Below are 13,317 nucleotides of genomic sequence, written 5' to 3'. Positions count from 1 at the left end.
TTTTATAAATTAAAATAGTCCCATACTAGAAATGATTCTCAAATACTGGGAGGTCTGGTTTATGAAAAAAGCACTTCTGGCAGTGCTCGTCGCAGGTGCCGTTCTGGGTACCGCTGCAACGGCCGGCTCTGCGTCCGCTGCGAGTCTGTCTCCGGCCGATGTGGTCAAAGCCACACTGGTCGATCGTTCCGCCGCTTTGCAAGGAAGCAACTTCATTGCCGGCGATGCGTTGGACATGCACTACAACGTTGCTTCTTCGAAGCTGAAAGCGCATGAGCAACAACGCGTGCAAGGGCTGCGCAAACAACTGCAAGCCACTTGGCCGGGCAAGATCGTCTCGATCAAGTCCACGCCGAGCATCGCCGACACCACCGTCAACGGCAAGACGGCGACCGTCAAAGCGTACGACGAGATGGAGATCGTCTGGATTCCGTTCAACGACGACCATACCGAAACCCTCGTCGCCAAAGGCCCGAACGGCGAGATCACCTCGAAGTTCGGCACTTGGCATGACGTGACCCTGAGCAACGACGGCAACAACTGGTCGATTCAAGCGGACTCCTATGACGAAGGCCCGGGCCTTACCAAGTCCCCGGACTATGTTGCACCGAAAGCAAGCCCGCTCGACTCTTACCAACCGACGTCTTTGAACCAACCGGGAGCTACTTCGCAACCGTACACGCTCTACTCATGGACGTACAACCACCAAGCGGCTGCGAACTACGCAGATACCTATTGGTCTTCCTACAACAGCGGGTACAAAAACTTCAACTCGGTCGGCGGCGACTGTGCGAACTTCGTGTCGCAATCCCTGCGCGCCGGCGGCCAACCGGACGACGGGTCTTGGTACTACCGCAACAACGGCGGCTCCACCGCAGACGATGCGTGGACGTACGCCTGGGTCAACAACCAAGGCCTGCGCGATTGGGCACGCAACACGTCGCGCGGCATCGCCTACACCGACTACTCCCAACTGATGGTCGGCGACATCGTCAACTACGACTGGGATTGGAACGGCACGTATGACCATGTCACGATCATCGTCCAAGCGGGTGCCAACGCGCTGATCGACTCCCACAACAACGACCGCTACCACGTGCCTTACAACTACGGCTCTTCCCAAGGCATGAGCTTCACCCACCTCTACACCTGGCCGTAAGATGCAAAAAAGGGACGCACCCCTCCTCGGAGGATCGCGTCCCTTTTTCTATGAACTGCGTATTAAAAAAGGTCTTCGGTTGCCCGAAGACCTTTAGAAGGTTTGCGTTAAGCTTACGCTTTGGTGACGTTCGCAGCTTGAGCGCCACGGTTGCCTTGTACAATATCGAAGTTCACGGTTTGGCCTTCTTCGAGGGTCTTGAAGCCATCGCCTTGGATTGCGGAGTAGTGTACGAAGACGTCTTCGCCGCCTTCAACGGAGATGAAACCGTAGCCTTTTTCAGCGTTGAACCATTTTACAGTACCTTGTTGCATGTTCAAATACCTCCTGCGCGTTCTATGTGAACGCGGTGTTACCACTTGTTCACAATTCTGTTTCAAGCATCCGTTGAAGCAAGATTGGCAAATGGCTGTCTGCTAGACATTTCTCATGATACCAGTGATTCCCCAATTTGTCAAACAACTTGTTAGATTTTGTAAATGGATTGGTACTTACTTTCGAGGTATTGGATCAGGTATTTCGCGTTGATTTCTTCGCCGGTAGCGCGGTAAATGATCTCTGCCGGTTTAAGTGCTTTACCGTGACGATACACTTTATCGGTCAGCCACGCTTTGAGTTCGGTCAGGTCGCCCGCTGCGACGAGTTCCTTGTATTTCGGGATCTCGCGGGAGATCGCCGCTTCCAATTGTGCCGCGTAGATGTTGCCGAGCGAATAAGTCGCGAAGTATCCAAACGCGCCGCCCGCCCAGTGGATGTCTTGCAGAACGCCGTTGGTGTCGTTGTCCGGACGGACGCCGAGGTACTCCTCCATTTTCTCATTCCAGATGCGCGGGAGGTCGGCGACGGTAATCACGCCGTTGATCAGGTCTTTCTCCATCTCGTAGCGGATCATGATGTGCAGGTTGTAGGTCAATTCGTCTGCGTCGACACGAATCAGAGACGGCTCGACGAGGTTGATCGCACGATAGAATTCCTCGACGGAAACGCCCGCGAACTGCTCCGGGAAACGCTCGGTGAGGTCTTGGTAGTACCGATTCCAGAATTCAAGGCTTCTGCCAATCATGTTCTCCCAGAAACGCGATTGCGATTCATGAATGCCCATCGATGCGCCCGTCGCGAGGTAGGTGTTGACGAGGTCGCCGGAGATGTTCTGTTCGTACATCGCATGACCGCACTCGTGGATCGTGCCAAACAGCGAAGATTGCATGTCGTCCGCACGGAATCGGGTGGTGACGCGAACGTCGCCCGGGTTGAGGCCGATCGCAAACGGGTGCGAGCTTTCATCGAGGCGACCCGCTTCGAAATCATAGCCGAGTTGGCGCAAGATGAACTCGCAGAATTCGCGCTGGTCTGCTTTCGGGAAGGCTTGGTTGAGGAAGTCGCGACGAACTTGTTCCTTGTCGGCGATGAGTTTGACGAGAGCGACGGTGCGCTCACGCAGCGGGAGGAAGATCTCGTCGATTTTGGCGACGGTCATGCCCGGCTCGTATTGGTCGAGCAGCGTGTCGTACTTGTCCTTGCCATAGCCCCACAGTTCGATGAACTCGCCAAGCGTAGCGACGATCTCTTCCAAGTACGGACGGAACGAGTCGAAGTCGTTGTTGGCTTTCGCTTCTTGCCATGCGTACTCGGCTTTGGCGGTGAGGATGACGTAGTCTTGGTACTTCTGCGGCGGGATCTTAAGCGAGCGATCGTATTCCTTCTTGCGTTCAAGCACGGACTCGCGGGTGATCTCGTCGAGGGACTCCATGACGTCCGATTGGGTCAGGACTTCCAGGTATTGGCCCATCTCTTCGGAGATGCTCAGTTTGAAGACGTCACCGGAGAGCATTCCGATGACTTCGGAGCGTTGCTCAACGCCTTTTTTCGGAGCGCCTGTGCGCAAGTCCCAGATCAGGACGGCGGTTGCTTCTTCGATTTGCTTCATGCGCTTGACGAGCGCGTTGAATTTTTCGACGGTGTTTGCGGACATGAAAGTTCCTCCATCTATGTAACGAAATTTGAATACTCTCAATGTACAGTTACCTGCCGGAATTGTCCAGCAAATCGCACAGCAGAAAAACGACCGCGTGCGTGGAGGCACGCGGTCGTTTTTTGTAACTAGCGGCTGAGCAGATAGTCGATGTTGGCGTTCAGGATCTTCGCGGCGTTTGGCGTGACGTTGCCGTTGGCGGCGTTGTTGTTCAAGTCGTCCTTCAGTTGTTGCAGGTGTTGGGCTGCTTGGGTTTTGTCCCCTTTGTCGAGGAACTTTTGGGCGGTGTCCAACTTGGCGTCGATGGAAGTGCGGATGCCTTGGTTTTTGATCTCGTTTTGGTTTTGGAGCTGCGCCGTGAGATTCTTGATCGTCGGGATGCTGGTTTCGATCAGGAACGTGACGTTTTGCTCGGCGACGTTGCCCGCGTTGTCTGTGACGGTCGCCGAGACGCGGTGTGCGCCAAGACCCAGTTGCATCGCACTCGTCTCCGAGATCGAAGTGAGCTTGGTGTCGTCGAGCAACAGGGTTTGGGACGCAACACCGGAGCCGGTGTCTGTGCCTGTCAGCTTGAATCCAACCGTTCCGTCGATCATGACGTTGTGTACCGCAGGGCCGCCGTTTTGTTCCAGCGTCAGGGTCGGTGCGGTCTTGTCAATTTTGACGGTGATGGTTTTGGACGCTTCGACGTTGCCTTTGTTGTCGACGGAGCGATACGAGACGGTCGTCGTACCTTCCCCGCTCAGGACGATGGGAGCTGTGTACGGCGTGAACGCTTCACCCGGAGTCAGTTGGTACTCCGTGCGAGCGACGCCGCTTTCGTCGTCTGTGGGGGTCAGCGTGACGGTGACGTCTTGGCGGAACCAGCCGTTTGCACTCGGCGTGCCGGAGAGCCCAAACGCGGTGACCGGCGGAGTCGAGTCGACTCGTTCAAAGTCGTTGGGCGAGGTCACGCGCAAGAGATAGCCCGTTTTGTAGATGGAAGATACGCCGGAGACGTTGACCATTTGACCTTCGCTGTACGGGAACGCCGTTTGCGTAAGTCCTGTACGAGCATCGACTCGGACATGGTTGGTCTCACCTGCCGCGTTCACGGCGTCGAATTCGAACGACCCTGTCGGCGCAGCAGAAACGATGTTTTTGATGATGACGTTTTGCAAGGTGACTTGTTGGCCTTGGTTCTGGTCATTCAGCGCGGTGATGACCGTTCGGGCGGGCAGGTTGGCTGTGCCCGTTTTTTCCATATGAATCGGGGTGGAGAGTTCGAGTTCGTTGTTGTACGGCACGATGGGAGCCGAAATCTGCACACGGTCCCCCGCGTTGAAGCCCGCCGTGTTTTGGAACACGTACAAGCCGCCTGTGTCGTCTTGGAGATAGAACGCTTGGTTGCCGAAGATGCCCGGTTGGGTCGTAATCACACCTTCGACGGTGACGATCGAGTTCGCCGCCGATTTGCGCGCTTCGGCAATCGTAACTTTCGCCGGGATCGGCGGTTGGTCTTTGGGCAGTGCTTCTGCCGGAACGTCACCCAGCGTGACGGTCTCGGTTTTGAGCGCGTTGGAACCTTGGCGCAGACGCAGAGATGCGGTTCCGGTTGAGCCCGGTTTGAGTTTGACGGTCAGATCGCGGGTCGCATGTCCAAATCCGTCTGCTGTCAGCGAGAACGACGGGCTGTATCCATAACTGGTCGGATAGGTGCCGTCCGGGTTTTGGACCATGCCGATCTGCGTCCCGCCCGTGAGATAGATGCCGATGTTGAAATTGCTGAGCGTCGCGCCCGGCGTGAGGGAGTCGGCAACGATACGAATCGGGAACTCCTGCCCGTTGTTCGGCAGAGTGGCTTGCTTGACGGTCGAGTATGTCGGGTTGACGGCCGGCGCTTGCGAGGAGCCGTAGGAGCCCGCTTTGAAAGTCGTCGGATCGTACCATTTATAACCCGACTCAGGCGGGGCCCACGGTTCGGCAGCCGGTTCGGTCGTCTGCTGCGGAGTCTCGATGGGGAGCAACGCCGTCGGCTGGTCGAGTTGAAGCCCTGCGACTTGGTCGAGGGAGGTGTAGGTTTCTTTTTTCGCAAGCCAGTTCACCAAGTTGACGAAGTAGGTGGCGTCGTTCGCCTCTTTCCACCCGTCGTAGGTGGTTTTTGCTTTGCCGTTTTCTTCGCGGACGTACTTCGGTGTCGCGTCTTCGATGGGAGAGGAGTCGCCGATAAATGCGGCCTTGCCCCCTCCTACTTTGGCGATGGCAGAGAACGGACCCTCCGGTACACCGCCGCCCGAATAGACGCCTTGGTCAACTGCATTCGCCCACGATTGGTTGGTTTGCGGCAAGTAGACGAGACCCTTTGCTTTTTTCGGATCGATAATGGCCAGGGTGGCACCTGCGTGCATGGCGACAGCTCCAACGCCCTGCGTGATCCCGAACGATTGCGCGGGCGGGACGATGTTCGTCGCGTCGATATCGCCCAGCGCGTTGTAGCGGAATCGCACGCCGAAGTTCGTTGCGAGCCAGTCGGAACTCTGCACGTTTTGCATCGGTGCCGAGTTGCGTTCCTCCGTGCTCATGCCTTTCGCCGGATCGTCCCAAGCGCCGCGTCGGAAGCCGTTCATGACTTCAGAGGCATCCCAGCGGTTTTTGTTGCGGTCCGCGTTGTAGTGGTCGGCGATGAAGAAGATCGAGCCGCCGCCTTGCACGTATTGGATCATGGCTTGCTGTTCCGATACTTTGTAAGGGTTGTTCGCTTCGCCGATGATAAACACGTCATAGGGTTGGAGATCGGCGAGCGTGATCGGAGTGGTTTTGCGCAGTTCTGTGACCGTGTACCCTGCGCCCGCAAGACCGTTGGCAAAATCGGAGAAGCCTCCGTCGATGACCCAGTCTGCCGCTCCGGCCGTCTGGCCGTGCGTGTTGTCAAAGAGGATTTTCTTGCCGTTGTTCTCGTTGGTGACTTTCGGGTTGATGACGGGCGCCGGATCGTTCGGGCCCTCTGCGTGAACAGCGGCAGTGGGAATCAGCGGGACGGTCAGCGTCAGAGCAAGCAACGCCGATGTAGCGAGCCGTAGCAACTTCACTCTCTCAAGCACCTCCATGCGGGTATCAGGATGGGGATAGTATCTGTTGCAAACAAAAAAAACCTCCCCCAAAATCGGGAGAGGTTTTTTTTCACTAATTGAGGTAATTCATGGTCGAAAGCGTGCGGAACAGAATCGTTGCGCTCTGGGCGCGGTCTGCTTGCTGGTTCGGAGAGAACCGGCCTGCATCGGTGCCTTGGATGATGCCTGCAGAGATCGCATACGCTGCCGCTTCCTTCGCCCAGTCGGAGATGGTGCCGTTGTCTTGGAAGTTCGCGAGGTTCTGCGTCTTCTGAGTGTCGGTCAGGTCTTGCGCGGTGCCGGTCAGTTGCAGGGCGCGGTAGATCATGACGGCCATCTCTTCACGGGAGATCTCTTGGTTCGGGCGGAAGGTTCCGTCTTCGTAGCCGGCGATCAGGCCGAGTTCACGAGCGGTTTCCACGTTTGCTGCGTAGTAGGAGTCGCCTGCGACGTCCTTGAACGTCGAAGAGGCGGTGCTCGGTGCAATGCCGAGTGCGCGCACCAGCAGGGTGGCGAAGTCGGCGCGGTTAATTTGAGCGTTCGGTTCGAACGTTGTGTCGGAGACGCCGGAGACGACGAATTTGTTTGCGAGGGTGTTGATCGCATTCAATGCGTAGGAATCGGCTGCGACGTCTGCGAACGAGGTGTCGTTTTGGACGACGGTGTAGATGAAGTTGCTGTTTTGCTTTTGGAAGGTCGCTTGGACGGAACCGTCTGCGGTGTTGAACAGGGTCGGAACCGGGTACACGTCCTTGGTTTTCGGGTCGATCATGACGCCTGCGAGGTGGGTGCTTGCCACGGTGGAAGCGGTGGACGGCAGGGTTACGGTCGGTTTGAAGACTTGGTCGAGGTTGACAGACTTGCCGTCTGTACCTGCGACGGAGACTTGGATGGAGAACGGGTTCATGAGCGAGAGTGCGGACTTGTTCAGTTTGGCGGTTGCGTCGAGAGCAGCAGTCTCGTCCAATTTGGTGACGTTGACGGAGACTTTCGAGTTGTCGAGCGCGAGGCCGAGTTTCTCGATCGCTTTTTTGACGTCAGCAGCCGGGAGCGAAACGGTTGCAACGTCGGTCTTGAGTTGCAGGACCGATTCGGAATGTTGGTCGAGCAGAGCTTGGAATGCTTTGGCATTGAGTTCGGTCAGGTTGCCTTGGCCGGTGAGGTCGACGGTGACTTTGTTGCCGCTTTTCAAGGCTTCGGTGATGACTTGCTCGAACTTGGTTTCGTTGATGACGGCTTTGCCCTCACCCTTGGTGACCAATTTGTCCTCTTGCGGTACCGGAGTCGGTTTAGACGGTACCGGAGTTGGGTCTACCGGAGTTGGGTCTACCGGAGTTGGGTCTACCGGGGTCGGATCTACCGGGATCGTTGGGTCTACTGGGATCGTCGGGTCTACCGGGGTCGGATCTACCGGGATCGTCGGGTCCACCGGGGTGGTCACTGCTGTGAAATCGGTCAGGCCGCGCGGTTTCAGTTGGAATGCATCTTTGAAAATCGCGGAGATGCCGGTGATGTCGACTTTTTGACCGTCTGTGTACGGGAATGCCGTCTGTACCAAACCGGTGCGTGCGTCCACACGGACGTGGGTCACACCGTTGGCGGTCGTTGCGTCGAACTCAAACGAGCCGGTCGGTGTCGCTGCGATGATATTCGAAATACTTGCGTCTTTCAACGTGACGAGTTGACCTTGGTTGTCGTTGCTAAGCGAGGTAACGACAGCCGGAGCAGGAACTTCCGCCGTGCCGGTCTTCTCGATTTTCGTCGGGGAAGCAAGTTCCAATTCGTTGTTGTAAAGGGACGTACCTGCGGTTACAGAAACGATGTCCCCGACTTGGAAGCCCGTGGTGCTTTGGAACACATACACGCCGCCCGTTGCATCCTGCATATAGAACGCTTGGCCGCCGAAGCTGCCCGGAGCGGTCGTGACGACGCCTTCGACGGTCACCAGTTGGTTCTCGCCCTTGGCACGTGCCGCCGAGATGGAGATTTTGTCCGGAAGCGCCGGTTGTGCGATCTCCGGAAGCGGTTCAGCCGGAACGTTGTCGATGTTGACCGCTTCGGTTTTCAAGTTGTTGCTCCCTTGTTTCAAACGCATCGACGCTGAACCAATCGTGTTCGCCTTGATGCGGATGGACAAGTCTTTGGTTCCGTGTCCCGTCGAATCTGCCGTCACCGAGAACGGAGAACTATAGCCCGGTGCTGCCGGCCACGTTCCGTCGGTGTTCACGTACCCGACTTGGGTACCCCCGGTCAGATAAATGCCCAAGCTGAAATTGCTCAGCGTGGAATACGGAATCATGTTATCGACGACGATGCGAATTTGGAAGTCCTCTGCATTCGGCAGAGTTGCTTGGTGCGTCGTGGAGTAGGTCGCAACGACAGGCGCTGCAACGGTTGAGCCGTAAGATCCCGGCTTGTACGTAGAAGCATCCCACCACTTGTAGCCTGCACTCGGTGCCGCCCAAGGTTCAGCTTGCGGTTCGGTCGAAGTCGCCGGGTCTTCCATCGGCAGTGTCGGCGTCGGTTGATCCAACTCCAAACCCGCAACTTCTGACAACGACGTGTAGCTTTCCTTTTTCCCAAGCCAGTTCACGAGGTTGGTGAAGTAGAGCGCGTCGTCCACTTCCTTCCACCCATCGTAGGTCGTCTTGGTCCCGCCGTTTTCTTCCTTCAGGTACTTCGGCGTTGCGTCTTCGATCGGAGAGGAGTCCCCGATGAAAGCTGCCTTGCCAAGACCTACTTTGGAGATTGCAGAGAAGGCACCTTCTGCCACGCCGCCGCCGTTGTAGACGCCTTGGTCAACTGCGCTGGCCCATTTTTCGTTGGTGGTCGGGAGGTAGACGAGACCTTTGGCTTTGTTTGGGTCCGTAATCGCAAGCGTTGCGCCCGCATGCATCGCGACGGCGGTAACGCCCTGCGTAATTCCAAACGCTTGCTCCGGCGCCACGATGTTGTTCGCGTTGATGTCGCCGAGAGCATTGTAGCGGAAGCGGACACCGAAGTTGTTCGCCAACCAGTCGGAACTCTGAACGCCGGTCATGGCAGCCGAATTTGCTTCTTCCGTGGTCATGCCTTTCGCCGGATCGGCCCATGCGCCGCGACGGTAGCCGTTGAAGACTTCCGAGCCGTCCCAGCGGTTTTTGTTGCGGTCGGCGTTGTAATGGTCGGCGACGAAGAAGATCGAGCCGCCTTGGTTTACGTAGTCGAGGATCGCTTGTTGTTCGGCCGGTTTAAACGGGAACTGTGCTTCCGCGACGACGAACACGTCATACGGTTGCAGATCGGCCAACGTGATCGGCGTGCTCTTGCGCAGTTCTTTTACATAGAAGCCTGCGTTCGCCAACGCGTTGCCGAAATCGGAGAAGCCGCCGTCGATGACCCAGTCGGCCGCGCCGGACGTTTCGCCGTGCGAGTTGTCGAACAATACTTTCTTGCCCGCGTTGTCATTGACGACTTTCGCGTTGAGGTACGGAGCCGCATCGGTCGGACCCTCTGCGTGGGCGGACGGAGTCAACCAGAAGGATTGCACCGGTGCCGCGACCGTCAGCGCTAACAAAATCGGTAAAGCTTTTCCACGAAACATTCTCATTTTTGTTCCCCCATGATAGCACTTCATATAATTGAAATACTTTAACGACTTCTATTCTACCATCCTTTCCTGTCGAATCAAATCGAATTTTGTAATGAATTTTAGAATTCCCTACAAAAAAAGAGGCCTTGTCCCACAAGGGATTCGGCCTCTTTTTTCAATGATTATTTAATTTCGTGGGTCAGCAGGTAGTTGAGGTTTGCGTTCAACAGATCTGCCGCATGCTTGGAGACGTTGCCGTTGTTCGCGTAGTTGGTCAAGGTGCCTTGCAGGTCTTGCAGTTGCTTCGCAGCTTGATCCGGCTTGCCCTTCGCGACAAAGAATTGTACGGTGTTCAGCTTCGCGGTGAGCGATTGCTGGATGCCGCCGTTTTTCACTTCCCCGTTGACAGCCAGTTTCTTGAGCAGGTTTTGCACGGTGTTCAAGTCTGTGCTGATGAGGAAGGTGTAGGAAACGCCGGTGGTGTTGCCCGCTGCGTCGACCGCCGTTGCACGAACGGTGTGTACGCCGATTGCGAGCGTGGAAGCGTCGAATTCAACGCCCGAGTTGATTCCTTGGTCGTCGAGGGTCAGCGTCTGGACTTTCACGCCGGAGACAGCATCGGTCGCGTTCAAGTTGAACGAGAACTTGCCGTCTGCGAGCACGTCATGGATCGCCGCGCCGTCTTGGGTCAGCGAGATCGTCGGAGCGGAACGGTCGATTTGCACGATGACCGATTTCACGTCCGAGACGTTCTCTGCAAAGTCAACGGAACGGACATCGACCGTGGTCGTGCCTTCGTCGCCTACGGAGAGCGTGTACGCGTTGCCGTTCACCACTTGCCACTCACCGCCGTTGACGCGGTATTCGGTGCGATCGATCTGCGATTGGCCGTCTGCCGCCTGCATGTTGATTTTCAGGTCTTCGTTGTACCAACCGTTTTCGTTTGCTGCTTTGTCTGCTTGCGCGTCGACGGTCGGAGCGGTTTTGTCCACGTCGATCACGAGGTCTTGCGGAGCTTCTACGTTGCCGTACACGTCTACTGCACGCACTTGGAAGAAGTTCTTGCCTTCCGTGGTGAACGAGATCGGACCGGTGTAGGTCTGCCAAGCATCCGGAGTCAGCGCGTATTCGATATGATCCACGCCGGAGTCATCGGTTGCCGTCAGAGTTGCTTCTACATCTTGGTTGTACCAGCCGGATTGCTTCGGCGTTGCGTTGACCGTCATCGAGGTCACCGGTGCGGTGGTATCGACGATGGCGAAGTCGGACAGACCGCGCGGTTTCAGTTGGTACACGCCTTTGAAGATCGCAGAGATGCCGTTCAGAGTGACGACTTGGCCTTCCTTGAACGGGAATGCGGAGAGGGTCAGACCCGTGCGAGCATCTACACGCACATGAGTTGAGCCGTTTGCGTTCACAGCGTCGAACTCGAAGGAGCCCGTCGGAGCTGCGGTGATGATGTTTTTGATCGTCACAGCTTGGAGGGTGACGAGTTGGCCTTGGTTCTGGTCATTGAGAGCCGGGACCACGACCGGAGCCGGGACGTCTGCCGTGCCGATTTTTTCGATGTTGATCGGATCGGAGAGTTCCAGTTCGGTGTTGTAGAGAGAAGTCGTAGCGGAGATGGAGATTTTGTCCCCAACTTGGAAGCCTGCCGTGTTTTGGAACACGTAGACGCCACCCGTTGCATCTTGCATGTAGAACGCTTGTCCACCGAATGCGCCCGGAGCGGTGGTCACGATGCCTTCGACGGTGACCAGTTGGTTCGCGCCGCCTGCGCGTGCTGCCGAGATCGAAACGGTTGCCGGAACCGGCGGTTTGTCCTTCGGGAGCGGCTCAGCCGGAACGTTGCCCAAGGTAACCGCTTCGGTTTTCAGAGCGTTGGAACCTTGGCGGAAGCGCAGGTTCGCAGCACCTGTGGAGCCCGATTTGACGCGGACGGTCAGGTCTTTGGTCGCGTGACCGAGCGAGTCGGCCGTCAGCGAGAACGAAGAGCTGTAGCCGTATGCAGTCGGCCAGGTGCCGTCCGCATTTTGCACTTGACCGATTTGCGTACCGCCGGTCAAGTAGATGCCGAGGTTAAAGTTGCTGAGGGTCGCGAACGGAGTCAAGTTGTCCGCGACGACGCGCACTTGGAAGTCCTGTGCATTCGGCAAGACCGCTTGGTGTACGGTGGAGTACGCCGGGTTGCCCGCCGGAGGGTTGACGACAGAGGTCGTGCCGTAGGAACCCGGTTTGTAGGTGGAAGAATCCCACCATTTGTAGCCTGCGTCAGGCGCTGCCCACGGTTCTGCTTGCGGTTCGGTCGAGGTGACCGGGTTTTCCATCGCCAGCAATTGCGTCGGTTGGTCGAGTTGCAGACCCGGCACTTGGTTCAGTGCGGTGTAGCTTTCCTTTTTCGCAAGCCAGTTGACGAGGTTGGTGAAGTATTTCGCATCGTCGACTTCTTTCCAGCCGTCATACGTTGTCTTGGTCTTGCCGTTTTCTTCGCGAAGGTACTTCGGAGACGCGTCTTCAATCGGAGAGGAGTCCCCGATGAAAGCGGCCTTGCCAAGCCCTACCTTGGAAATGGCGGAGAACGCGCCCTCAGCTACACCGCCGCCGTTGTACACGCCTTGGTCAACTGCACTTGCCCAAGATTCGTTGGTTTTCGGCAGGTAGACGAGACCTTTTGCTTTGGTCGGGTCGGTGATCGCAATCGTCGAGCCTGCGTGCATCGCGACCGCAGATACCCCCGTCGTGATCCCGAACGCTTGGTCCGGTGCGACGATGTTCGTAGCGTTGATGTCGCCCAGTGCATTATAACGGAAGCGAACGCCGAAGTTCTGCGCGAGCCAATCGGAGCTTTGCACCCCTTGCATTGCTGCCGATGCGGCTTCTTCGACTCCCATGCCTTTCGCCGGGTTGCTCCACGCACCGCGACGATAGCCGTTGAAGACTTCCGAACCGTCCCAACGGTTTTTGTTGCGGTCTGCGTTGTAGTGGTCGGCGACGAAGAAGACCGAACCGCCTTGGTTTACGTAGTCCAGCAACGCTTGTTGTTCCGCCGGTTTGAACGGGAATTGTGCTTCCGCCACGACGAAGACGTCGTACGGTTGCAAGTCTGCCAGCGTGATCGGCGTGGTTTTGCGCAGTTCCTTCACATAGAAACCGGCATTCGCCAGCGCATTCCCGAAGTCGGAGAAGCCACCGTCGATGACCCAGTCCGCCGCGCCCGACGTCTCCCCGTGCGAGTTGTCGAACAATACTTTTTTGCCTGCGTTCTCATTCACCACTTTTGCTGCGATGACCGGAGCCGGATCGTTCGCATTCTCTGCGTACGCCGCTTGAGCCCCGAACAGCATCGCCGGTACCGGCAACGCGAGTGTCACGGCGAGCAAGGTGTGTAACGAGCGTTTTTTGAATAACAAGTAATGCACCCCCCAAAGGCATATTATTAAACTACTTCGATTACACTGCTATTTTAGCATGAACTTATGCTCCATGTGTGAAGATAATTTAAAAAAGAGAATCGTCCACTGATGTG

Annotated in this window: 6 protein-coding genes; 1 reads left to right on the top strand and 5 read right to left on the bottom strand. The window is 56.7% G+C overall.

The genetic code is table 11. The features are described 5' to 3' along the window. The first annotated feature begins 61 nt into the window (after positions 1-61). Entirely contained in the window at positions 62-1,159 is a 1,098-nt protein-coding gene (locus JJB07_RS05050) for an amidase domain-containing protein (protein ID WP_201631721.1), read from the top strand. A 113-nt stretch (positions 1,160-1,272) separates the two neighbouring features. On the opposite strand, the gene JJB07_RS05045 is transcribed toward JJB07_RS05050, so the two are convergent. From JJB07_RS05045 to JJB07_RS05025, 5 genes are all read right to left on the bottom strand, one after another. Next, the gene (locus tag JJB07_RS05045) at positions 1,273-1,473 is read right to left on the bottom strand and encodes a cold-shock protein (RefSeq protein WP_201631719.1); all 201 of its coding nucleotides are present in this window, start codon (positions 1,471-1,473) and stop codon (positions 1,273-1,275) included. A gap of 152 nt (positions 1,474-1,625) precedes the next feature. Beyond that, entirely contained in the window at positions 1,626-3,131 is a 1,506-nt protein-coding gene (locus JJB07_RS05040) for a carboxypeptidase M32 (RefSeq protein WP_201631716.1), read from the bottom strand. Positions 3,132-3,259: 128 nt separating this feature from the next. Continuing rightward, on the bottom strand, positions 3,260-6,199 hold the full coding sequence (locus tag JJB07_RS05035) for an OmpL47-type beta-barrel domain-containing protein (RefSeq protein WP_201631713.1): 2,940 nt from the start codon (positions 6,197-6,199) through the stop codon (positions 3,260-3,262). A gap of 94 nt (positions 6,200-6,293) precedes the next feature. Next, positions 6,294-9,809 carry an S-layer homology domain-containing protein gene (locus JJB07_RS05030; RefSeq protein WP_201631711.1) on the bottom strand — a complete coding sequence of 1,172 codons (3,516 nt, stop codon included), beginning with the start codon at positions 9,807-9,809 and terminating at the stop codon, positions 6,294-6,296. A gap of 164 nt (positions 9,810-9,973) precedes the next feature. After that, entirely contained in the window at positions 9,974-13,201 is a 3,228-nt protein-coding gene (locus JJB07_RS05025; RefSeq protein WP_201631708.1) for an OmpL47-type beta-barrel domain-containing protein, read from the bottom strand. Positions 13,202-13,317 lie beyond the last annotated feature (116 nt).

This window comes from Tumebacillus amylolyticus (assembly GCF_016722965.1).
GTDB lineage: Bacteria > Bacillota > Bacilli > Tumebacillales > Tumebacillaceae > Tumebacillus > Tumebacillus amylolyticus.
This window is presented reverse-complemented; position numbering and strand designations above follow the sequence as displayed.